Source organism: Achromobacter sp. Bel, assembly GCF_012928505.1.
In the GTDB taxonomy this organism is placed as follows: Bacteria; Pseudomonadota; Gammaproteobacteria; order Burkholderiales; family Burkholderiaceae_B; genus Achromobacter.
In genome coordinates, this window is the sequence record NZ_JABBJN010000002.1 from 1 (window position 1) to 21,060 (window position 21,060).

Annotated in this window: 20 protein-coding genes and 1 pseudogene; 10 read left to right on the forward strand and 11 right to left on the reverse strand. The window is 66.5% G+C overall.

Annotation, left to right across the window (positions count from 1 at the left end; translation table 11 throughout):
- From HG262_RS01365 to HG262_RS01400, 8 genes and pseudogenes are all read right to left on the reverse strand, one after another.
- A pseudogene (locus HG262_RS01365) lies at positions 1-650 on the reverse strand (FUSC family protein); the annotation flags it as partial.
- A gap of 22 nt (positions 651-672) precedes the next feature.
- Positions 673-1,155 (reverse strand): YbaK/prolyl-tRNA synthetase associated domain-containing protein, encoded by a 483-nt coding sequence (locus HG262_RS01370; protein ID WP_169269329.1) that lies wholly within the window; start codon positions 1,153-1,155, stop codon positions 673-675.
- A gap of 80 nt (positions 1,156-1,235) precedes the next feature.
- Positions 1,236-1,964: a response regulator transcription factor gene (locus HG262_RS01375; protein WP_169269330.1), complete on the reverse strand. Its 729-nt coding sequence runs from the start codon at positions 1,962-1,964 to the stop codon at positions 1,236-1,238.
- 218 nt (positions 1,965-2,182) lie between these two features.
- Positions 2,183-3,649 (reverse strand): efflux transporter outer membrane subunit, encoded by a 1,467-nt coding sequence (locus HG262_RS01380; protein ID WP_169269552.1) that lies wholly within the window; start codon positions 3,647-3,649, stop codon positions 2,183-2,185.
- 66 nt (positions 3,650-3,715) lie between these two features.
- On the reverse strand, positions 3,716-4,861 hold the full coding sequence (locus HG262_RS01385; protein ID WP_169269331.1) for an ABC transporter permease: 1,146 nt from the start codon (positions 4,859-4,861) through the stop codon (positions 3,716-3,718).
- A complete protein-coding gene (locus HG262_RS01390) occupies positions 4,858-5,841 on the reverse strand; it encodes an ABC transporter ATP-binding protein (RefSeq protein ID WP_169269332.1) in 984 nt (327 codons plus the stop codon). The genes HG262_RS01385 and HG262_RS01390 overlap by 4 nt, the downstream gene beginning before the upstream one ends.
- Entirely contained in the window at positions 5,838-6,806 is a 969-nt protein-coding gene (locus tag HG262_RS01395; RefSeq protein ID WP_169269333.1) for an HlyD family efflux transporter periplasmic adaptor subunit, read from the reverse strand. Before HG262_RS01395 ends, HG262_RS01390 begins: the two co-directional genes overlap by 4 nt.
- A gap of 12 nt (positions 6,807-6,818) precedes the next feature.
- A complete protein-coding gene (locus tag HG262_RS01400; protein WP_248293195.1) occupies positions 6,819-7,469 on the reverse strand; it encodes a helix-turn-helix domain-containing protein in 651 nt (216 codons plus the stop codon).
- 229 nt (positions 7,470-7,698) lie between these two features.
- Between HG262_RS01400 and HG262_RS01405 the strand changes: the two genes are divergently transcribed.
- From HG262_RS01405 to HG262_RS01415, 3 genes are all read left to right on the forward strand, one after another.
- Positions 7,699-8,736, forward strand: coding sequence for an NADP-dependent oxidoreductase (locus HG262_RS01405; protein ID WP_169269335.1), 1,038 nt, complete (start codon positions 7,699-7,701; stop codon positions 8,734-8,736).
- 21 nt (positions 8,737-8,757) lie between these two features.
- Positions 8,758-9,438: a type 1 glutamine amidotransferase domain-containing protein gene (locus HG262_RS01410; protein ID WP_169269336.1), complete on the forward strand. Its 681-nt coding sequence runs from the start codon at positions 8,758-8,760 to the stop codon at positions 9,436-9,438.
- Positions 9,439-9,533: 95 nt separating this feature from the next.
- A complete protein-coding gene (locus tag HG262_RS01415) occupies positions 9,534-10,133 on the forward strand; it encodes an HD domain-containing phosphohydrolase (protein ID WP_169269337.1) in 600 nt (199 codons plus the stop codon).
- 15 nt (positions 10,134-10,148) lie between these two features.
- Here HG262_RS01415 and HG262_RS01420 read toward each other — a convergent pair whose 3' ends face one another.
- Together HG262_RS01420 and HG262_RS01425 are read right to left on the reverse strand one after the other, a co-directional pair.
- The gene (locus HG262_RS01420) at positions 10,149-11,747 is read right to left on the reverse strand and encodes an FAD-dependent oxidoreductase (RefSeq protein ID WP_169269338.1); all 1,599 of its coding nucleotides are present in this window, start codon (positions 11,745-11,747) and stop codon (positions 10,149-10,151) included.
- A gap of 91 nt (positions 11,748-11,838) precedes the next feature.
- Positions 11,839-12,687 carry a DeoR/GlpR family DNA-binding transcription regulator gene (locus tag HG262_RS01425; RefSeq protein ID WP_169269339.1) on the reverse strand — a complete coding sequence of 283 codons (849 nt, stop codon included), beginning with the start codon at positions 12,685-12,687 and terminating at the stop codon, positions 11,839-11,841.
- Between the two features lie 190 nt (positions 12,688-12,877).
- On the opposite strand from HG262_RS01425, the gene HG262_RS01430 reads away from it, so the two are divergent.
- The 7 genes from HG262_RS01430 to HG262_RS01460 all read left to right on the forward strand — a co-directional run bounded on the left by HG262_RS01430 (position 12,878) and on the right by HG262_RS01460 (position 20,009).
- Positions 12,878-13,963, forward strand: coding sequence for an ABC transporter ATP-binding protein (locus tag HG262_RS01430; RefSeq protein WP_169269340.1), 1,086 nt, complete (start codon positions 12,878-12,880; stop codon positions 13,961-13,963).
- On the forward strand, positions 13,963-15,051 hold the full coding sequence (locus HG262_RS01435; protein WP_169269341.1) for an ABC transporter ATP-binding protein: 1,089 nt from the start codon (positions 13,963-13,965) through the stop codon (positions 15,049-15,051). Before HG262_RS01430 ends, HG262_RS01435 begins: the two co-directional genes overlap by 1 nt.
- The gene (locus tag HG262_RS01440) at positions 15,048-15,938 is read left to right on the forward strand and encodes a sugar ABC transporter permease (protein ID WP_169269342.1); all 891 of its coding nucleotides are present in this window, start codon (positions 15,048-15,050) and stop codon (positions 15,936-15,938) included. Before HG262_RS01435 ends, HG262_RS01440 begins: the two co-directional genes overlap by 4 nt.
- On the forward strand, positions 15,931-16,743 hold the full coding sequence (locus HG262_RS01445) for a carbohydrate ABC transporter permease (RefSeq protein ID WP_006219773.1): 813 nt from the start codon (positions 15,931-15,933) through the stop codon (positions 16,741-16,743). The genes HG262_RS01440 and HG262_RS01445 overlap by 8 nt, the downstream gene beginning before the upstream one ends.
- A 15-nt stretch (positions 16,744-16,758) precedes the next feature.
- The gene (locus HG262_RS01450; protein ID WP_169269343.1) at positions 16,759-17,067 is read left to right on the forward strand and encodes a DUF2160 domain-containing protein; all 309 of its coding nucleotides are present in this window, start codon (positions 16,759-16,761) and stop codon (positions 17,065-17,067) included.
- A gap of 105 nt (positions 17,068-17,172) precedes the next feature.
- The gene (locus HG262_RS01455) at positions 17,173-18,903 is read left to right on the forward strand and encodes an ABC transporter substrate-binding protein (protein ID WP_169269344.1); all 1,731 of its coding nucleotides are present in this window, start codon (positions 17,173-17,175) and stop codon (positions 18,901-18,903) included.
- Between the two features lie 137 nt (positions 18,904-19,040).
- On the forward strand, positions 19,041-20,009 hold the full coding sequence (locus HG262_RS01460; RefSeq protein ID WP_248293196.1) for a prolyl oligopeptidase family serine peptidase: 969 nt from the start codon (positions 19,041-19,043) through the stop codon (positions 20,007-20,009).
- 57 nt (positions 20,010-20,066) lie between these two features.
- On the opposite strand, the gene HG262_RS01465 is transcribed toward HG262_RS01460, so the two are convergent.
- Positions 20,067-20,963 carry an NAD(P)/FAD-dependent oxidoreductase gene (locus HG262_RS01465; protein WP_169269345.1) on the reverse strand — a complete coding sequence of 299 codons (897 nt, stop codon included), beginning with the start codon at positions 20,961-20,963 and terminating at the stop codon, positions 20,067-20,069.
- Positions 20,964-21,060 lie beyond the last annotated feature (97 nt).

Here is a 21,060-nt window from a genome sequence, read left to right on the forward strand (position 1 = left end):
GTGGTCATGGCCGCTTCCATGTCACGGCGCGCCGCCATGGTGCGGGAGGTGCCGATGGCCGCGAACATCGCGGCCAGCTTGCGATAGGCCAGCGCGACGGCGGCGCGTTCCGGTGCGATGGGATTCACCACCCAGCCCGACAAGGTCAACGCCAGGCCGAACAGCCCGCCCGCGCCCACCAGCACCGACGGCATCCAGGGCGGCAGGGTCGAGGTCAGGCTGGCGCCGACGATGACATACACCGCGAATTGCAGCGTCGCCACGGCGGCGATGTTGTTGAAGGTGCCGACCAGGCTGGCGATCAGCACCAGCACGGTCATGGCGGCCGACGTCAGCAGACCGTGCCCGGCCACCAGATTGCCCAAGAGGTAGCCCAGCGCACCGCCGAAAACGGTCGATCCGATGGACAGCGCGCGGTTGCGGTAGGGCCCGCCGTTGTCGCCGGTGATCGCGGGCAGGGCGCCCAGGGCCACCAGCGCGGCGGCCGCGCTCTGGTCCAGCGCCAGTCCCACGGCCGACGGCAGTCCGATCGCCAGGGCGGCGCGCAACGCCACCCAGCGGCTGACCGGCGACGGCTCCATATGCGCCAGGCTCATCAGCCACCGCATGTTGGACGTGCGCGCGCCTCGGCGGGTCAGGGGGCGGGACACGGCGGCCTCATGGCGTGGTGGGTCAGGGTTTGATCAGGGGGGCGACTTCCGGCGCGGCCAGCCGGAAGTAGTCTTCCGTGTTCAGCAGGATGGACGCGTCCAGGCGTCCGGCGTTGAACACGATTTCGTCGTGGCGGTCGCGCAGGCTGGGATCCACCAGCAGATGCAGATCGGGATTGAAGGAGAATGGGGGAATGGCGCCGATCTCGCAGCCGGTCAATTCGCGCGCAAGGTCCTGCGATGCCAACGATGCCTTCTTGCCGCCGGCCGCGCGCGCGATCGCATCCAGGTCGGCCTGCTTGTCGGCGGGAAACACGGCCAGCACGTTCTTGCGCTGGTTGGACGAGATCTTCACGCGGCAGACCAGCGCCTTGGCGCCCTGGCTGACGGCGGTGCCGCGGATGGCGGCGACTTCGACCGAGCGGCCGGCCGCAGGGTGTTCGATCAGGCGGTGGCGGGCCTGATTCTGGGTGAGCAGGGCTTGCAGGCGTTCAAAGACTTCCATGTCGGGGCGGCGAGGCTGAGTGGGGCCGGCGCCGGGAGTCGGCGCGGCACACATCGCATGATACGCCCGCGCCGCAGCGCTTAGATCTCGCCGGTGAAGGCGTACCCCCAGCCCCAGACGGTGCGGATCGGCAGTTCCATGTTCATGTCCAGCGCCTTGCGCCGCAAGCGGCTGACGACCACGTCGGTACGGCGGATGGACTCGCGGCCCGCTTGCGGGTCGATGCCCGGCGGATCGCTGCGCGGCAGCCGCTTATCGGTGGATGTCGTCAGCTTCAGCAGGAACTCGCGCTCGGCCAGCGTCAGCGATAGGCGCGCGCCTTGCGGGCTGACCAGCGTCCAGGCCGCGTCATGGAATTGCCATTTGCCCGAGGCGTCCCCGGACGCCGTCATGGCGGGGGCGCGCGGTTCGGCCTCAGCGGAGGGACGGCGGCTCGCCGTGGCGGGCACCCGCCGCACCAGCGCCTGTAACGCGGCCGCGATTTCCGCCGTGGCCACGTCGGGCTGGAAGCAGGCGTCAGCGCCGCAATGCAGGCCCAGGATGCGGTTCTCCGGAGAATCGAAAGTAGAGACGGCGACGATGCCTGCGGTCGTGTCCATGGCGCGCAGACCTGCGACGGCCATGCAGAGATCGGATAATTCGGCTTCCATCACCAGTAGCGGCGTGCGGCGCGCCTGGAACAGGCGGAACAGGCCGTTGGAGTCTTCGCAACGGCGTGGCGAGAATCCCATGCCCGCCAGTGCGTCGCTGCGGCGCATGCGTTGGTCGGGGTCGGGCGAGAAGACGATCAGGTCTAGTAGGTCATTCATGAATCGTAGTGATCTGTGCAGCTTGAGCGCATGCATGATGCTACGGATACATCGAATTCCCAAACCTCGCACAACGCCCGTTTCGTACCCGAATTCTCAGACATGATTACGGCGCGTCTGTTACGCGCGACGCGTGGAGGGGCCGAGGCGTGCGTCGCCGAGCTCCGGTCCTACCTCCGGTGCGATTCCCAGTCGTACTTCCGGTGTTACCGGCAGCGCTATTGCTGCGGCAACGCTGGAACCGGAAGCTGGGCGGCTGCCGGCGCGGCGGGTTCGTTCCACCAGCCGCCGCCCAGCGCCTGCAGCAGCGCGGCGGTATCCGCGTAGCGCGCGGCATCGGCTTCGGTGCGTGCAATGCGTGTCTGCAAGAGCTGGCGCTGGCTGTCCAGCAGGCTCAGATGGCTGATGCCGCCGGCCTGGTAGCGGCCTTGCGCGATGCGCTCGGCGTCCGCCGCGCGGCGCCAGGCGTCGTCGTAGGCCTGGTAGGCCTCGCCGTCCGTCTGCACGGCGCGCAAAGCGTCGGCGACCTGCCGGAAACCGTCCAGCACCGTTTGCCGGTACGCCGCGGCCGCGGCATCGTAGGCCGCTTCGGCCGACCGTTTGCGCGCGCGCAGTTCACCGCCATGGAATAGCGGTTGCACCAGGCCCAGGCCCAGGTTCCACACGTTCACGCCATCGGATAGATCGCCCACGCGGGTGCGTTGCGACCCGAAGCTGGCGGTCAGCGTGAACTGGGGATACTGGTTGGCGGTGGCCACGCCCACATCGGCCGACGCCTTGTGCCACAGCGCTTCGGCAGCCAGGATGTCCGGCCGCTGTCGGGTCAGCGCGGATGGCACGCCGGTGGGGATGCTTGCGGGCAAAGTCAGATCGGCCAGGCGTAGCGGTGCCACGCTCAGTGCAGCCGGCCGCTGGCCCAGGTAAACCGCCAACTGGTGCGTGACCTGCGCCAGTTGCTTGTCCAGCGGCGGCAGGGTGGCACGCGTCTGGGCGACCAGCAGTTCCTGGTTGCTCAAGTCGGCCGCTGCAATGCCGCCGGCGGCCAGCCGTTGCCGCATGATGTCCTGCTGGCGCAGCTGCGCGTCCAGCAGTTCGCGGGTGGCGACCACCCGTTCGGACAGGTCGGCCTGCCGGATGGCCGCCGTCACCACGTTCGCGGCCAGCGACATGCGCGCGGCTTGCAATTCATGCGCCTGGTAATCCACCTGCGCGGCCATGCCCTCCAGCGCCCGGCGGTTGCCGCCGAACACGTCCAGCGTGTAGGACACGTCGATCGACGCGTTGTACAGCGTGAAGGGGGGCGGCAATTCGGACACCGGCACGCCGTAGGCGGACGGATCCACTTTCTTGCGCGCCACCGACAGGTTGGCGTCGACCGACGGCAACAGGCGCCCGCCGGTCTCGGCGTTCAGGTCCTCGGTGGCCTGGCGCAGGCTGGCGCGCGCCTGTTCCAGCGTCGGATTGGCGTCCAGCGCCTGACGCACCAACTGGTCCAGCGCGTCGGAATGGAACAGTTGCCACCATTGCGCGGGAATGTCGGCGCCTGCCAGCAGCTGTTGGTCGCCGGCTGCCGCGGGGGCGTGCTGCGGCGCAGTGTAGGCGGCGACGTCGGGCGTGGCGGGGGACGCGAAGTCGGGCCCGACCGTGCAGCCCGAAACCAGCGCAAGCAGGCTCAGGGCGGCCATCGCCGGGTGGCGGCGCGGCTGCGGACGGAAATCGCAAATCGGGCGGGCAAGGCGGGGCATGGCGCGTCAATCCAGGGTTCGGCGATAGAACTTCACGGCGGCGGTCATGACGACCATAGTGAACAGCATCAGCGGCCAGATACTGGGCCACAGGTCCCACCATCCATTGCCCTTGAGGAGAATGCCGCGGATCAACCGGTTGAAGTGGGTCAGTGGCAGCAGGTTGCCCAGGTACTGCGCCCATATCGGCATGCCCTGGAACGGGAACATGAAGCCCGACAGCAGCATGTTGGGCAGGAAATAGAACATGGTCAGCTGCATGGCCTGCAACTGGTTCTGCGCCAGCGACGACAGCGTGATGCCCACCGTCAGGTTGGCGGCCACGAACAGCAGCGCCGCCAGATAGACGGACAGCAGGCTGCCCAGGATCGGCACATGGAAGACGAGGTGCGCGGCCAGCAGGATGATGGTGGCCTGGATCAGCCCGATGGCGATGTAGGGCACGATCTTGCCCGTCATCACCTCGATCGGGCGCACCGGCATCGACAGCAGATTCTCCATCGTGCCGCGCTCGCGTTCGCGCGTCATGGCAAGGCCCGTCATCATCACCAGCGTCATCGTCAGGATCACGCCCATCAGCCCGGGCACGGTGTTGTATTGCGAGATCTGCTCTTCGTTGTAGAGCTGGTGCACGCGCACATCGAAGGCCGGCTGCCCGCCCGCCAGCCCGGCCAGCGGCCCGGTCAGGTCTTTCTGCGCCACGGCCTGGGTCAGCTGGGTGGCCGCGCCGATCGCCATGCCCGTGGCCATGGGGTCGGTGGCGTCGGCTTCGATCAGCAGGGCGGGGCGTTCGCTGCGCAGCAGCCGGCGCGAGAAGTCGGGCGGTATCGTCACCACGAACAGCACGCGCCCTTGGGCCAGCGCGGCGCGCCCGGCTTCTTCGTTGTCCAGCTCTTCCGTGATGTGGAAGTAGTCCGACGACTTCATCGCCGCGATGAAGCTGCGCGTGAACGGGCTGTGGTCGGCCGTGATGACGGCCGTGGGCATCTGCTTGGGATCGGTGTTGATGGCGTAGCCGAACAGCGCCAGCTGCATGATGGGCAGGCCCACGATCATGCCGAAGGTGATGCGGTCGCGGCGCAGTTGCAGGAATTCCTTCAGCACCATGCTCCACCAGCGGGCCCACGAAAAGCCTTGCAGATGGCGCATCATGAGGGGCTCGCGAAGTTGTCGGTGGAGCGGTTCATCAGGTAGATGAAAACGTCTTCCAGGCTGGTGTCGATGCGCTCCAGCCGCAGGTCCTGGCCGTCGATGGCGCCGCGCAGCGTGCGTTCCAGCAGCGCCGCGTCCTGGCCACTGACATGCAGCGCCGACCCGAAGGCCACCGTCTGGTCCACGCCCGGCGCGCCGCGCAGCCGTTGCCCCAGCGGCACCAGGTTATGGCCATGGATGGCCCAGGTGGTCAGGTGTTGTTCGGCGATCACTTCTTCGGCCGTGCCTTGGGTCAACAACCTGCCGTAAGAGATGTAGGCCAGCTTGTGGCAGCGTTCGGCTTCGTCCATGTAATGCGTGCTGACGAGTACCGAGATGCCGCGCGCGGCCAATTCGTGCAGCTGTTCCCAGAAATCGCGCCGCGCCGTCGGGTCCACGCCGGCGGTCGGTTCGTCCAGCAGCAGCAGGCGGGGCTCATGCAGCAGGCAGGCCGCCAGCGCCAGGCGCTGCTTCCATCCGCCCGACAGCGATCCCGTCAGTTGGCTGGCGCGGCTGTGCAGCCCCAGGTCCTCCAGCGCGCGGTCCACGGTTTCCTTGCGGTTCGCCATGCCGTACATCCGCGCCACGAAATCCAGGTTCTCGCGGATCGTCAGGTCGTCCCAGTACGAGAACTTCTGCGTCATGTAGCCCACGTGCCGCTTGATCTCGGCGCTTTCGTGCAGGATGTCGTAGCCCAGGCAGGTGCCGCTGCCCGAATCCGGCGTCAGCAGGCCGCACATCAGGCGGATGCTGGTGGTCTTGCCGCTGCCGTTAGGGCCCAGGAAACCGAAGATTTCGCCTTCCCGCACGCGCAGGGACACGTCGTTGACAACGTGCTTGTCGCCGAAGTGCTTGTTCAGCCCGTGGACGTCGATGACGGCCGCGCGCGCGTCATCCGCGGTGCTGCCGGGATCGGCGGCGGTGTCGGCGGGCGCGGTCATTGCAGCGTGGCCTCGACGGGTTGGCCTGGATGCAGCCGCGTGGCGGCGTCTTGCGCCGGCCGGGCTTCGATCATGTAGACGAGCTTGCTGCGGCTTTCGCGGCTGTAGATGACGGGCGGCGTGTACTCGGCCTGGCTCGACACGTAATCGATGTGCACCGGTATCGGGTCGCCGCAGCCGTCGCACCGCAAGCTGGCCTGCTGGCCGACCTTCAGCGATCCCACCACCGCTTCAGGCACGAAGAAGCGCACCTTGATGTTGCCGGGCGGCAGCAGGCTCACGACGGGGCTGCCCGCAGGCACCCATTCGCCCACGCGGTACATCGTGTCGAAGACCTGCCCCGCCGCCGGGGCGCCCAACTGCTTTTGCCCCAGGGTCCATTCGGCCTGGGCCAGCGTCGCGCGGGCCGCGTCCACCTGGGCCGCCTGGGCGCGCCGCTGGTCGTCGCGCCCGGGCAGGGCGACGACTTCCAGTTGCGCCCGCAGTTCGCGTACGCGGGCGGCGTCGGACTGCGCCTGTTCGCGGCTATCGTCCAATTGCGCCCGCGCGATGCCGCCGATGCGCAACTGTGCGGTATCGCGCTGCAGTTGCGCCGCCGACCGGCGGCTGGCGGCTTCGGCCTGCGCCAACTGGGCACGGGTGACATCGACTTCAGGCGGCCGCTTGCCGGTCGCGATGTCTTCCAACTGCGCCGTTGCCGCGGTCAACTGCGCGCCGGCCTGGTCGCGGGCGGCGCGTTCGCGCGTGGCCTCAAGCGTGAATAGCGGCGCATCGGCCGCCACCTGCTGTCCGCGCTTGACCGCCAAGGCATCCAGCCGGCCGGCCTCGGACGAAGCCACGTACACGTAGTCGCCCTCCACATAGCCTTGGTAGAAGGGCGCGGGATCCTTGCCGCAGCCGGCCAACAACAGGGCCAGCAGCGGCAGGGCAGGCAGGGCACGAAGCGGAGCGGAGCGGGTTCGCATGGTCGGCGTCTCTCAGGGGGCGGCGGAAAGCGAAGCGGGCGGCAAGAACAGCCCGCCGGTCAACATGGCGATGGCGTGAGCGGCGATGGCGGCGGTATCGATGGCCTGCGCTTGCGCGTCGCCTTGCCAGATGCGGCGCCACAGGCTGGAGGTGGCCAGCGGCAGCAGGGTCAGCCCCAGGATGGACAGGAACACCAGGCGGGGTTCGACGCCCGGCGTGACGGCGCCCACGCGCTGGGCATGCCCGATCAGGCCGGCGAAGGCCTGCAAGCGCCCGGCCGGCAGATGCGGCAGCACCCGTTCGCGCAGTTGGCCGCCTTCGTTGACGACTTCATGCATCCACAAGGCGGGCAGCCAGGGGCGTTCGGTGGCACTTTGTACGATCCGGTTCACGATTTCCACCAGGTACCCGCGCGCGGCGCCAGCGGGATCCTGGCTGGCGTCGGCGTTCCATGCCAGCGGCACCGGCGCCCAGACGTATCCGATGACCGGCAAGACGCGTTCTTGCACGACGGCGTCGATCAACTGGTCACGGCTTTTGAAGTAGTAGTGCACCATCGCCGGCGTCACGGCGGCGCGCTGGGCGATGCGGGCGATGGTGGTGGCGGCCACGCCCTGCGACGCGAACAGGCCGGTGGCGATGTCAAGCAGCTGGGCGCGCATGGCGGCGTTGTCGGGCCGCGCGGGGCGCCCGGGGCGACGTGGGGCGGGAGGCGGTAGGGGGCACATGGCGCACAGTTTAATTAAGTATTTAATTAATTAAAAGGGGGCGTGATGGCAGGGTTACCGGACGGGGCGGTGGACATCGATGGTGTAATGGTCCGGTTCCCCAACTTGCCACCCGGGTTTTGCCCGCAAGGCCCGGGCGGCTTCCTGTAGGAGGCTGGACTTCATGCCGCAATCATCGTCGATCAATCGCCGTATCGTGCTGGCCGCGCGCCCGCACGGCGAACCCGCAGACAGCGATTTCCGTCTGGAAACAAGCGACGTCCCGCAGCCCGGCCCCGGCCAGGTACTGCTGCGCACCGTGTATCTGTCGCTGGATCCCTATATGCGCGGTCGCATGAGCGATGCGCCGTCGTATGCCGAACCCGTCCAGGTTGGCCAGCCAATGGTGGGCGGCACCGTGACGCGGGTCCAGGCGTCCAACCATCCCGACTATCAGCCTGGAGACTGGGTGCTGGCCCAATCCGGCTGGCAGGATTTCGCCGTGTCCGACGGCACGGGCCTGCTGCGTCTGGGATCCAATCCGCAGCATCCTTCCTATTCGCTGGGCGTGCTGGGCATGCCCGGTTTCACAGGCTACATGGGCTTGCTGGACATCGGCCGGCCCAAAGCCGGTGAAACCGTGGTCGTGGCCGCGGCCAGCGGCGCAGTGGGCGCGGTGGTGGGGCAGATCGCCAAGATCCACGGCTGCAAGGTGGTGGGCATCGCGGGCGGTGCGGACAAATGCCGCTACGTGGTCGACGAACTGGGCTTCGACGACTGCCTGGACCACAAAGCGCCCGACCTGCCGGGCCGGCTGGCGCGCGCCGTGCCGCAAGGCATCGACGTGTACTTCGAAAACGTGGGCGGGGCGGTGTTCGACGCCGTCCTGCCGCTGCTGAACCCGCGCGCCCGCGTGCCGGTCTGCGGGCTGATCTCGGCCTACAACGCCACCAGCCAGCCTGACGGCCCGGACCGCCTGGCGCTGCTGATGCGCACCATACTGACCAAGCGCCTGACGTTCCAGGGCTTCATCATCTTCAACGAATACGCGCACCGCTATGGCGAATTCCGCGAGGCGATGGAAGACCTGATCCGGCAAGGCCGCATCAAGTACCGCGAGGACGTGGTCGACGGGCTGGAGAACGCGCCGCGCGGCTTGATGGGGCTGCTCAAGGGCGAGAACGCCGGCAAGCGCATCGTGCGCGTCGGTCCGGACGAATAGCGCCACACAACGGAGCACAACATGAAAATCCTGATCGTGCTGACTTCGCATGACACGCTGGGCGACACTGGCCGCAAGACGGGCTTCTGGCTGGAAGAGTTCGCCGCGCCGTACTACGCGTTCGTGGACGCGGGCGCCGCCGTGACGCTGGTTTCGCCCCAGGGCGGCCAGCCGCCGCTGGACCCCAAAAGCGATGACCCGGACGCGCAGACCGACGCCACGCGGCGCTTTCGCCAGGACGGCGATGCGCAGCGCCGGTTGGCGTCGACGCTGCGGCTTGCCGACGTGCAGGCCGCCGACTACGACGCGGTGTTCTATCCCGGCGGCCATGGTCCGCTATGGGACCTGGCGGAAGACGCCAAGTCGGTGGGCCTGATCGAAACCATGCTGGCCGCGGGAAAGCCCGTGGCGGCGGTGTGCCATGCGCCCGGCGTGCTGCGCCACGCCAAGACCGCCGACGGCAAGCCGTTGGTGCAGGGACGCCAGGTCACCGGCTTTTCCAACGCCGAAGAGGCGGCGGTGCAGCTGACCGATGTGGTCCCGTTCCTGGTCGAAGACGAATTGACCGGGCTGGGCGGCTTATACAGCAGCGGGCCGGACTGGCAGCCCCATGTGGTCAGCGATGGCTTGCTGGTCACCGGGCAGAACCCGGCATCGTCCGTCGGTGTGGCGCAAGCCTTGCTGGAACGGTTGAAGAACTGACATCTGTTTGGTCAGCATTGCTGCGCAGTGTGTCAGAATTGCTACTTTCTGACACACTGCGTGCCGTTCCGCTGCAACGCCACGCATCTTTCCTGATGCCCCCAGACGTACCCGAATACCCCGACGGTTCCTGTGTGGCCGCGCTGTTCGCCGCCATGCAGGTGCGTGACCCGGCCACAGGCCGGCATTGCGACCGGGTGGTCGCGCTGAGTGTGGCGCTGGCCGAGGCCTGCGGCCTGCCCGAACCCGAGCAAGCGGCCGTGGCCGTCGCCGCCAGGCTGCATGATGTGGGCAAGATCGGCACGCCCGACCGCGTGCTGTTTTCCCCCAAGCGCCTGAACCCCGACGAATGGGAAATCATGAAGTCGCATGCCGCCACCGGCGCCGACATCATCATGCAAAGTGCGATGCCGCAACGCGAGCTGATCGCGCACGCGGTGCGCCATCATCACGAACACTTCGACGGTTCCGGCTACCCGGCCGGCTTGTCGGGCCACGATATCCCGCTGCATTCGCGCATCATTTCGCTGGCGGATTCCTACGATGCGCTGGGCGACACGCGCCCCTACCACCCGGCGCGTTCACACGCCGAGATCATGCGCATCCTGAACCGCGAGGCCGGATCCAAGTGCGATCCGGACCTGCTGCGGCTGTTCGAAGCGATGATATTGAAAAGCCCGTTGCGCGTGCCGTAGCGGCACGCGCCGGCATCATTTCAGGCGATAGTTGGCCGCGACCACGGCCAGGCTTTGCAGCGTGCGCTGCTGCCAGGCGGCGTCGTGGCCCAGTTCTTCGGCCAGGATGCGCGCCACTTCCGGGGCGGCCAGCATCGCGGCTTCGCTGTCCAGGAATAGCGCGCGGTTGCGGCGGGCCAGCACGTCTTCGGCGCTGCGCGCCAACTCGAAACGCGCGGCGAAACGCACATGTGCTTCGGACAGGCCGCTGGCATTGACCAGCATGCGGTCCGCGCCGGGCAGCGCTTTCAGGGTCGCCAGGTCGCTGCCGTAGTAGCTGTCCGGCGTGCCGGCGTGCTCCTGCGAAGGCGCGAGGCCCGACGCGCCGTGCAGCGGCAGCGATTCGGTGCGGCAGGTGGCCTGCGTCAGCAGCTGATGCTGGATGGCGGTGTCCACCACGTCTTGCGCCATGCGGCGGTACGTCGTCCACTTGCCGCCCGTCACCGTCACCAGCCCGGCGTTGGACACCAGGATGGTGTGTTCGCGGGACAGTTGCTTGGTCGAGGCGTCGCCCGTGGCCTTGACCAGCGGACGCAGGCCGGCCCAGACGCTGGTGACGTCGTCGCGCGTAGGCTTGCGGCTGAGGTAGCGCGCGGCCGTGCCCAGAATGAAGTCCACGTCCTGGGCGCCGGCTTCCGGATCCAGCGGCAGGTCGTCGCGCGGCGTGTCGGTCGTGCCCACGATGGTGTGGCCGTTCCATGGCACGACGAACAGCACGCGGCCGTCATCGGTCTTGGGGATCAGGATGGCGCGCTTGCCGGGCAGGAAGTCGCGCGGCAGGGTCAGGTGTACGCCCTGGCTGGGGGCGACCATGGTCGGTGCGTTCTTGTCTTCCATGCGGCGCACGGCATCCACCCAGACGCCGGTGGCGTTGATCACGCAACGGGCGCGCAGCGAGAAGCTGGCGCCGCCGATCACGTCTTGCGCGGTCACGCCGTCGACCTTCCCGTTGCTGGTCGTCAGGCCCGTGGCGCGCACGTAGTTCACCGCCGTGCCGCCCAGGTCGAAGAGCGTGCGCATCAGGCTCATGGCCAGGCGTGCGTCGTCGAACTGGCCGTCGTAGTACAGGACGCCGCCCTTCAGGCCGCGGCCATTGACGTTTTCCGCCAGCGTCGGCGCGTTGGCCAGGGTGTCGCGGCGCGACAGCCAGCGGCTGGGCGCCAGGTTCAGTTTGCCGGCCAGCATGTCGTACATCTTCAGGCCGATGCCGTAGAAGGGTTGGTCCGTCCAGTTGTACGCGGGCACGACGAAACCCAGCGGCCACACCAGATGCGGCGCGTTGCGGTTGAGCAGGCCGCGCTCGTGCAGCGCCTCGCGCACCAGGCTGATGTTGCCTTGGGCCAGATAACGCACGCCGCCATGCACCAGTTTGGTGGCTTTGCTGGACGTGCCCTTGGCAAAGTCGGCGCCTTCGATCAGCAGTGTGCGGTAGCCGCGCGAGGCGGCATCGACGGCGGTGCCCAGGCCGGTCGCGCCGCCGCCGATGACGATGACGTCCCAGGAGGGCGTGTTGTCCAGGGTGGACAACAGGCGGTTGCGGTCGGGCGGAGTGACGTTGGCTAGCGGTTGGTTCATAAGTCGTTGCGGCGGCGCCGCCAGGTAAAGGCGTGGTTGTCGTATGCGGGCAGCCGGAGGCGGGCGGTGGGCCCGGGGCCGGCTCGCCGGTTCAAGCGTCGGATGCCGAAGTATTCGTGGAGGCCGCCGCGGCAGTTGCGCCTGCCGCGTTCGGCGCTGCCGCCACGTCGCAGCGCACGCCGGAATCCAGCAGCACTTGCGCCAGCGGCTCTTGTGGATGCGCGTCGGTGAAGAAGCGGTCGATCTGCGAAATGTGCGCCAGTTCCACCATGGCCTGGCGCTTGAACTTGCTGCTGTCGGCCGCCAGCCAGACTTCGCGCGACTGTTCGATGATGGTTCGCGCCACGCGCACTTCGCGGAAGTCGTAGTCGCGCAGCGTGCCGTCGGCTTCGATGCCCGAAATACCGATCAGCCCGATATCCACCTTGAACTGGCGGATGAAGTCCATGGTGGCTTCCCCGACGATGCCGCGGTCGCGCGAACGCACCACGCCGCCGGCCACGATGACTTCGCAGTCGGGGTTGTCGGACAGGATGTCCGCCACATGCAGGTTGTTCGTGATGACGCGCAGGCCGCGGTGGCGCAGCAGGGCGCGCGCGATCGCCTCGGTGGTGGTGCCGATATTCAGAATCAGCGAACAGCCGTCGGGCACGGCGCGCGCCACCGCTTCCGCGATGCGTTGCTTGCCGGCTGCGTGCAGGCCCTGGCGCTTGCGATAGGCGATGTTCTCGATGGTCGAGGCCTCGATGCGCACGCCGCCGTGAAAGCGCGACAGCAGGCCGGCTTCGGAAAGGATGTTCACGTCGCGCCGCACGGTCTGCAGCGTGACGTCAAAGCGTTTGGCCAGCTCTTCGATCGATGCCGAGCCCTGGGCTCGCACCATTTCGATCAAAGCGCTTTGTCGTGGATTCAGTGTCATAGACGAATGATAAAACAACAAAAGCGAAAAATAATGCCGCAGTGCAAGATTGTTTTTTGTTCGCTTCTTGAGTAAAACGCACAAAAAACGAAAGCCATCTGAAAGAGTATGCTCATCCTGCTGCGCTCGCAGGCGCACAGGCGGGACCGCTGTACCGAATACCGAAGTCCGTGTCAAAAATAGGGACGTATAAGTAGGTAGAGGAGACTAGATGCAGCTGACCTTGGACAGGATTGCTTTGCGGGCCGGCTCGCAGACGCACCTGACACCCATGAGTCTGGCTCCCGTTCCGGGCGCCATGACGGTGCTGCTGGGGGTGACCCTGGCCGGCAAGACCTCCCTGATGCGCATCATGGCCGGACTGGACCGGCCCACCGAGGGCCGGGTGCTGGTGGACGGCGCCGACGTGACCGGGGTGCCGGTGCGCCAGCGCAACGTCGCCATGGTCTACCAGCAGTTCATCAATTACCCGTCGATGTCGGTCTACGACAACATCGCGTCGCCGCTGAAACTGCGCGGGGAACGGGACATCCGCGAAAAAGTCCGCGCCATGGCGGCGCGCCTGCATATCGAGCACCTGCTTGAACGCTACCCTTCGGAACTGTCCGGCGGGCAGCAGCAGCGCGTGGCGCTGGCCCGGGCCCTGGTCAAGGACGCGCCCTTGATCCTGCTGGACGAGCCGCTGGTCAACCTGGACTACAAGCTGCGCGAAGAGCTGCGCGACGAACTGTCCGAATTGTTCGCCGAAGGGCGGTCGACAGTGGTCTACGCCACGACCGAGCCCGGCGAAGCGCTGTTGCTGGGCGGCCATACCGCCGTGCTGGACGCGGGCGAACTGCTGCAATACGGGCCCACGGCCGAGGTCTTTCACCGGCCCAATTCCATCCGGGTGGCGCGCGCCTTCAGCGACCCGCCCATGAACCTGTTCGCCGCGCGCCGCACGGACGCGGGCTTCGTCCTGGAAGGCCAGATGGCGGTGGCGCGCGACTTGCCGCCCGGCACGGGCGCGGACCTGACTGCCGGCCTGCGCGCCGGGGCGTTGGATATCGAGCCGCGTCCCGGCCACATCGGCCTGCCCGGCGTGGTGAAGCTGGCGGAAATCTCCGGCTCGGACACCTTCGTTCATGCCGAAACGGCGGCCGGCAATGTCGTCGCGCAATTGCCGGGCGTGCACCGGTATACGCTGGACCAGCGCGTCGAGCTGTATTTCGACCCGGCGCAGACCTATGCCTTTGGCGCCGATGGCGCGCTCTTGGCCGCGCCACGGCAAGCCGCCGGCGCGGGGGAGGCAGCCTGATGGCGCAGATCGAGCTGGACCTGTCGCACTCCTACGTGGCCGACCCGAAGACCGACGAGGACTACGCGCTGCTGCCGCTGAAGTTCACCTTCCGCGACGGCGGCGCCTATGCCTTGCTGGGGCCGTCCGGCTGCGGCAAGACCACGCTGCTCAATTGCGTGTCGGGCCTGCTGCGTCCGTCGCATGGCCGCATCCTGTTCGACGGGCAGGACGTCACGGCCAAGACCCCCCAGGCACGCAATATCGCCCAGGTGTTCCAGTTTCCCGTCGTGTACGACACGATGACGGTGGCGGAAAACCTGGCATTCCCGCTGCGCAACCGCGGCATTGCGCCGGACCGCATCCGCGAACGCGTCGGCCGCATCGCCGAAATGCTGGAGATGTCCGCGGTGCTGGACCGCCGCGCCAGCGGCCTGACGGCCGACGCCAAGCAGAAGATCTCGTTGGGGCGCGGCCTGGTGCGCAGCGACGTGTCGGCCATCCTGTTCGATGAACCGCTGACCGTCATCGACCCGCAACTGAAATGGGAACTGCGCCGCAAGCTCAAGGAAATCCACCACGAATTCAAACTGACGCTGATCTACGTGACCCACGACCAGACCGAGGCGTTGACCTTCGCCGACCAGGTCATGGTGATGGCGCGTGGCCGCGCCGTGCAGGTGGGCAGCGCGGACGACCTGTTCGAACGGCCCGCGCACACCTTCGTGGGCCACTTCATCGGCTCGCCCGGCATGAACTTCCTGCCTGCGCAATGGCGCGACGGCGCGCTGCGGGTCGGGCAAAGCCAGGTCGGCGGCGCACCCGAGGCCCTGGGCGCCAAGCTGGCCGGCGCCGGCCCGGTCAAGCTTGGCGTGCGCCCTGAATACCTGCGGGTGACCGAAGCCGGCGCGGCAGGCGCCGTGCCCATGCGCGTCGACCGGGTGCAGGACGTGGGCACCTACACCTTGCTGGTGGCCGATTTCGAGGGCACGCCCGTGCGTGCGCGGCTGGGCAGCAATGTGGTGCCGGCCGCGCCCGGCGGCACGGTCTGGCTGTCGGTACTGAATCCGCACACCTGCTTCTACCGCGACGAGGCGCTGATCCCATGAAACCTATCGATCACCGGGCCTGGTTCCTGGTTCTTCCCGTGGTGCTGTGCGTGGCGTTCTCGGCCATCCTGCCGCTGATGACCATCGTCAATTATTCGGTGCAGGACATTATCTCCCCCGATCGCCGCGTCTTCGTCGGCACGGAATGGTTCGCCGCCGTCCTGCAGGACGAGGAGCTGCATGGCGCCTTGTTCCGGCAGATCGGCTTTTCGCTGGCGGTGCTGGCTATCGAGATCCCGCTGGGCATCCTGCTGGCGCTATCGATGCCCGCCAGCGGCTGGCGCGCTTCCGCCGTGCTGGTGATCATCGCGCTGTCGCTGCTGATCCCCTGGAACGTCGTCGGCACCATCTGGCAGGTGTTCGGCCGCACCGACATCGGCCTGCTGGGCGCCACCTTGTCGTGGCTGGGCGTGGACTACAACTACACCGGCAACGACGTGGATGCCTGGGTGACGGTGCTGGTGATGGACGTCTGGCATTGGACGCCGCTGGTCGCGCTGCTGTGCTATGCGGGCCTGCGGGCCATTCCTGACGCCTACTACCAGGCCGCCCGCATCGACGGCGCGTCGCGGCTGGCCGTGTTCCGCTACATCCAGCTGCCCAAGATGCGCGGGGTGCTGATGATCGCGGTGCTGCTGCGCTTCATGGACAGTTTCATGATCTATACCGAGCCCTTCGTATTGACCGGCGGCGGGCCGGGCAACGCCACCACGTTCCTGTCGCAGTACCTGACGCAGAAGGCCGTGGGCCAGTTCGACCTGGGGCCGGCTGCGGCGTTTTCGATCATCTACTTCCTGATCATCCTGCTGCTGTGCTTCATCCTCTACAACTGGATGCAGCGCGCGGGCACGGCGGGCGGCGTCGACGAGGAGCGTGCGAATGCGTGACCAATCCACCTGGTGGCGTTCCGCCTTCCTGATCCTGTACCTGGTGTTCGCCATCCTGCCGCTGTACTGGATGCTGAACATGTCGTTCAAGACGAATACCGAGATCGTCAGCACCCTGACCCTGTGGCCGCGCGATTTCACGTTCGAGCACTACCGTACGATCTTCACGGACCCGGCCTGGTATTCGGGTTACATCAATTCGCTGATCTATGTGGTGATCAACACCGTGATCTCGCTGGCCGTCGCGCTGCCCGCCGCCTACGCATTTTCGCGCTACCGCTTCATCGGCGACAAGCACGTGTTCTTCTGGCTGCTGACCAACCGCATGACGCCGCCCGCCGTGTTCCTGCTGCCGTTCTTCCAGTTGTACAGCTCGTTCGGGCTGATGGACACGCATCTGGCCGTGGCGTTGGCGCACCTGGTGTTCAACGTGCCGTTGGCCGTGTGGATCCTGGAAGGCTTCATGTCCGGCGTGCCGCGCGAAATCGACGAGACCGCCTATGTCGACGGCTATTCCTTTCCGCGCTTTTTCCTGACGATCTTCCTGCCGCTGATCAAGTCGGGCGTGGGCGTGGCGGCGTTCTTCTGCTTCATGTTCAGTTGGGTGGAACTGCTGCTGGCGCGCACGCTGACGTCGGTCAACGCGAAACCCATCGTGGCCACCATGACCCGCACCGTGTCGGCCTCCGGCATGGACTGGGGCGTGCTGGCGGCGGCGGGCGTCCTGACCATCGTGCCGGGCGGCATTGTCATCTGGTTCGTGCGGCACTACATCGCGAAGGGCTTCGCGATGGGCCGGGTTTAGGGGGAGGGGCGCGATATGTTCAGCTGGATGGTCTGGACCACACCCGTCGCCGTGTTCTTCACCTGCATCGTGCTGATGCTGATCGGCATGACGGTCTGGGAATTGAAATCGCCCACGGTCGAGCGCAAGGGCTTCCTGCCGTTGCGCACCACCCGGGGCGACAGGCTGTTCATCGGCCTGATGGCCGCAGCCTGGGTGAACCTGGCGTTCCTGGGGTTCGGCCAAAAGGCGGTGGAATGGTTTTCGCTGGATGAGCCGCCATCGGTGTGGATCAGCTTCGTGCTGTCCATGCTGCTGTTGGCCTTCATTATGAGGAAAGGCTGAAGGGGCGTTTCGATCCCTCAATTGGTTCAAGGACTACGGGCCCGCATCTTCCCCGGCCAGAGGTCCGCAGCAAAAGATGGGGAAGGCCATTCGAGGAGACAGGTCATGAAATTGCGCATGCATGCCATGGCAGCCGCTATCGCCCTGATCGGGACGTCAGGGGCGTGGGCCGGCGAGCCGGAAGCGAAGAAGTGGGTGGATGCCGAGTTCCAGCCATCAACGTTGTCCAAAGACCAGCAGATGGCGGAAATGAAGTGGTTCATGGACGCCGCCGCCAAACTCCGTGCCAAGGGCGTCAATGAAATCAGCGTCGTATCCGAAACCATCACCACGCACGAGTACGAATCCAAGACGCTGGCCAAGGCGTTTAGTGAAATCACCGGCATCAAAGTCAACCACGACCTGATCCAGGAAGGCGACGTCGTCGAGAAACTGCAGACCTCCATGCAGTCCGGAAAGTCCATCTACGACGGCTGGATCTCGGACTCCGACCTGATTGGCACCCACTATCGCTACGGCGCCATCCTGCCGCTGTCGGACTACATGGCTGGGGCCGGCCGCGAATGGACCAACCCCAACCTGGACATCAAGGATTTCATCGGCACCAAGTTCACCACCGCGCCCGACGGCAAGCTGTACCAGCTGCCCGACCAGCAGTTCGCCAATGTGTACTGGTTCCGCGCCGACTGGTTCGCCCGCCAGGACCTGAAAGACAAGTTCAAGGCGAAGTACGGATACGACCTGGGCGTGCCCACCAACTGGTCCGCCTACGAGGACATCGCCGACTTCTTCTCCAACGACGTCAAGGAGATCGATGGCAAGAAGGTCTACGGCCACATGGACTACGGCAAGAAGGACCCGTCGCTGGGCTGGCGCTTCACCGATGCGTGGCTGTCCATGGCCGGCGCCGCCGATAAGGGCTTGCCCAACGGCATGCCTGTGGACGAATGGGGCATCCGCGTCGCCGACGACAAATGCACCCCGGTGGGCGCGTCGGTCTCGCGGGGCGGCGCGACCAACAGTCCGGCCGCCGTCTACGCGTTGACGAAGTACATCGACTGGATGAAGAAGTACGCGCCGCAGCAGGCCATGGGCATGACGTTCTCGGAATCCGGCCCCGTTCCGGCGCAGGGCCAGATCGCCCAGCAGATCTTCTGGTACACGGCGTTTACCGCCGACATGACCAAGAAGGGCCTGCCGGTCGTCAACGACGACGGCACCCCGAAATGGCGCATGGCCCCGTCGCCTTACGGTCCGTACTGGAAGGACGGCATGCAGAACGGCTACCAGGACGTGGGTTCATGGACGTTCTTCAAGTCCACCAACCCCGACAAGATGGCCGCCGCGTGGTTATACGCGCAGTTCGTCACGTCGAAGTCGGTGTCGCTGAAGAAATCCATCACTGGCCTGACCTTCATCCGCGACAGCGACATTCATAGCGACTTCTTCACCAAGAACGCGGCGAACTACGGCGGCCTGATCGAGTTCTACCGCAGCCCCGCCCGCGTGGCATGGACGCCCACGGGCAACAACGTGCCGGACTATCCGAAGCTGGCGCAACTGTGGTGGAAGAACGTCGCCACGGCCGTCACGGGCGAAAAGACCCCGCAAGCCGCGATGGACAACCTGGCCAATGAAATGGACCAGGTGATGGCGCGCCTGGAGCGGGCAGGGATGGCGCAATGCGCGCCGAAGCTGAACGCCAAGAGCGACCCCGGCAAGTGGCTGTCGGATCAGCATGCGCCCTGGAAGAAACTGGCGAACGAGAAGCCCAAGGGCGAGACCATTCCTTATGAAAAGCTGCTGGCGGCCTGGAAGGAGGGCAAGGTCCGGTAGGGCAGCACGGGACCGTAGGAGGGGTGTGGCGCGAGAAGTTCGTGTTGCCCCCATCCTACGTTTCTCTTCGACGCGCCGATGGGATAATCGCCACCTGTACGATTCCTCTTGGTTTCTTTTCAGGTCTTCCATTCCGCATGTCTGCGCATCTTCTTGGCCGCTTTTGCCTGTCCGCGTTCCTCGGCCTCGCTGCCGCTCACACCCAAGCTGCCGGTTTCCAGCGCCTGACCCTTCCCATGGACCAGAACGGCCCCGGTCTGTCCGGCGCCATCTGGTATCCGTGTGCAGCACCCGCCGCCGACATCAAGGTCGGTCGGACGCCGATCTCCGGCGTCCTGAACTGCCCGGTACCTGAAGGCCGGCATCCGCTTATCGTCATGTCGCACGGATCCAGCGGCTCGTTCCTGGGCCATCACGACACCGCTGCCGCGCTGGCCAATGCGGGTTTCGTGGTCGCGGCCGTCAATCATGTGGGCGACAACTGGGAGGACCGGTCGCGGCAGGGGTATCTATCGATTTTCTCGACGCGCCCTCGGGAAATGCGGCGGTTGATCGACTACATGACGACCGCCTGGCCGCAGAAGGCCACGGTGGATAACGGCAAGATCGGCATTTACGGCTTTTCACGCGGCGGCTATACCGCGCTGGTGCTGGCGGGGGCCGTGCCGGATTTCCGCGCCGGCCTTGCCATTTGCCAGACCACCCCGACGCTGCCAATGTGCCGCGACATTGCCACCGGGAAGATCCCGCAGCAGTCTTATGTGCATGACGACCGCATCAAGGTGGCCGTCATCGCGGACCCGTTGAACGCGTTTCCCGGCGATGCCTTGAAGGCCGTGAAGATTCCGGTGCAATTGTGGGCATCGGAACGGGGCGGCGATGGCGTCAGCCCTGCCAGCGTGGAGGCGGTGCGCCAGGGGCTGCCCGCCGCGCCGGACTTCCAGATGGCGATGGGGGCGGGGCACTTCGATTTCCTGGCGCGTTGCTCGGCGGAGCAGGCCGAGACCCTGTCCGTATATTGCATGGAGGCGGCGGGCTTCGACCGCCAGCAGTTCCACCAGGACCTGAATGCGAAGGTCGTGGAGTTTTTCAAGGCCCACCTGTAGGCCGCTCCAGGCCACTTCACGTCAGGCCAGGCCGGGACCGGCCTGGCCTGGCACCGCCTACGCCATGACCAGCGCGCGATGCACGCACACGCCCGCCATCACGCCTGACGCGCTGGCAAGCGTTGCGTTGCTCATCGGAATGGCCGCATCCCCCGCGGCATAGACGCCGGGCACCGTCGTCTGCCTGAACTCGTCGGTGCGGATCACGGGGCCGAGTGGGCCGTCGTCGAACGCGCAACCCAGCTGCATCGCGAGCGGACTGGCCATATGGGTCTTGCTGGCGACGAACAGCGCGTGCACCGCCATGCGCCGCCCATCGGCGAGCTTGACGGCATCCAGCACGGGCGTCGTGCCCATGAGTTCTACGATGGGCGTGCGTTCGATACGCACGCCGCGCTTGTCCAGCAGCGCTGTCTGTTCCGCATCCGGCTCGAACTCGCCTTGCGTGAAATAGGTGGTGGGGCCCCAATCCGGCAGCAGCACGGCTTGGTGCGCGGATAGCGGATGCGCGGCCAGCACGCCCAGCGGGCGGCCGGCCACTTCATAGCCATGGCAATAGGGGCAATGCAGCACGGTCTGCCCCCAGCGTTCCTGCAGGCCGGCCAGCGCAGGCAATTGGTCGCGCAGCCCGGTTGCCAGGATCAGGTGCCTGCCCTGGACTTCCTGTCCCGCCGCCATCGTCACGCGCAGCAGCCCTTCGTGCGCGCTGGCGCTGACCGCCTCGCCATCCAGGAATTTGACGGAGGGGTACTGGGCCAACTGGTCGCTTGCCTGCCGCAAGATTTCCCGGGGGGGCTTGCCATCCTGGCCCAGGAAGCCGTGCGCATGCGCGGCAAAACGGTTGCGCGGCTGACCTCCGTCGATCAGCAGGACGCGCCGGCGGGCGCGGGCCAATTGCAGGGCGGCGGACAGGCCAGCAAAGCTGCCGCCCACGATGATGGCGTCGTAAGTCATCGGCGGGATTCCTATTCAGTGACTATCAAGATACTTCTTAAGTTGCATGATAGGGCGGAACCCGAGTTTCATGCAACTTGTCATGTGTCGTATCTTG

What these genes read in the sequence shown, in the direction of transcription:
- HG262_RS01465 (WP_169269345.1), bottom strand. Translation starts at nt 20,963, where the DNA reads ATGACTTACGACGCCATCATCGTGGGCGGCAGCTTTGCTGGCCTGTCC.
- HG262_RS01420 (WP_169269338.1), bottom strand. Translation starts at nt 11,747, where the DNA reads ATGAACCAACCGCTAGCCAACGTCACTCCGCCCGACCGCAACCGCCTG.
- HG262_RS01410 (WP_169269336.1), top strand. Translation starts at nt 8,758, where the DNA reads ATGAAAATCCTGATCGTGCTGACTTCGCATGACACGCTGGGCGACACT.
- HG262_RS01460 (WP_248293196.1), top strand. Translation starts at nt 19,041, where the DNA reads ATGTCTGCGCATCTTCTTGGCCGCTTTTGCCTGTCCGCGTTCCTCGGC.
- HG262_RS01395 (WP_169269333.1), bottom strand. Translation starts at nt 6,806, where the DNA reads ATGCGAACCCGCTCCGCTCCGCTTCGTGCCCTGCCTGCCCTGCCGCTG.
- HG262_RS01400 (WP_248293195.1), bottom strand. Translation starts at nt 7,469, where the DNA reads ATGCGCGCCCAGCTGCTTGACATCGCCACCGGCCTGTTCGCGTCGCAG.
- HG262_RS01370 (WP_169269329.1), bottom strand. Translation starts at nt 1,155, where the DNA reads ATGGAAGTCTTTGAACGCCTGCAAGCCCTGCTCACCCAGAATCAGGCC.
- HG262_RS01440 (WP_169269342.1), top strand. Translation starts at nt 15,048, where the DNA reads ATGAAACCTATCGATCACCGGGCCTGGTTCCTGGTTCTTCCCGTGGTG.
- HG262_RS01375 (WP_169269330.1), bottom strand. Translation starts at nt 1,964, where the DNA reads ATGAATGACCTACTAGACCTGATCGTCTTCTCGCCCGACCCCGACCAA.
- HG262_RS01430 (WP_169269340.1), top strand. Translation starts at nt 12,878, where the DNA reads ATGCAGCTGACCTTGGACAGGATTGCTTTGCGGGCCGGCTCGCAGACG.
- HG262_RS01435 (WP_169269341.1), top strand. Translation starts at nt 13,963, where the DNA reads ATGGCGCAGATCGAGCTGGACCTGTCGCACTCCTACGTGGCCGACCCG.
- HG262_RS01415 (WP_169269337.1), top strand. Translation starts at nt 9,534, where the DNA reads ATGCCCCCAGACGTACCCGAATACCCCGACGGTTCCTGTGTGGCCGCG.
- HG262_RS01455 (WP_169269344.1), top strand. Translation starts at nt 17,173, where the DNA reads ATGAAATTGCGCATGCATGCCATGGCAGCCGCTATCGCCCTGATCGGG.
- HG262_RS01385 (WP_169269331.1), bottom strand. Translation starts at nt 4,861, where the DNA reads ATGATGCGCCATCTGCAAGGCTTTTCGTGGGCCCGCTGGTGGAGCATG.
- HG262_RS01390 (WP_169269332.1), bottom strand. Translation starts at nt 5,841, where the DNA reads ATGACCGCGCCCGCCGACACCGCCGCCGATCCCGGCAGCACCGCGGAT.
- HG262_RS01405 (WP_169269335.1), top strand. Translation starts at nt 7,699, where the DNA reads ATGCCGCAATCATCGTCGATCAATCGCCGTATCGTGCTGGCCGCGCGC.
- HG262_RS01445 (WP_006219773.1), top strand. Translation starts at nt 15,931, where the DNA reads ATGCGTGACCAATCCACCTGGTGGCGTTCCGCCTTCCTGATCCTGTAC.
- HG262_RS01380 (WP_169269552.1), bottom strand. Translation starts at nt 3,649, where the DNA reads ATGGCCGCCCTGAGCCTGCTTGCGCTGGTTTCGGGCTGCACGGTCGGG.
- HG262_RS01450 (WP_169269343.1), top strand. Translation starts at nt 16,759, where the DNA reads ATGTTCAGCTGGATGGTCTGGACCACACCCGTCGCCGTGTTCTTCACC.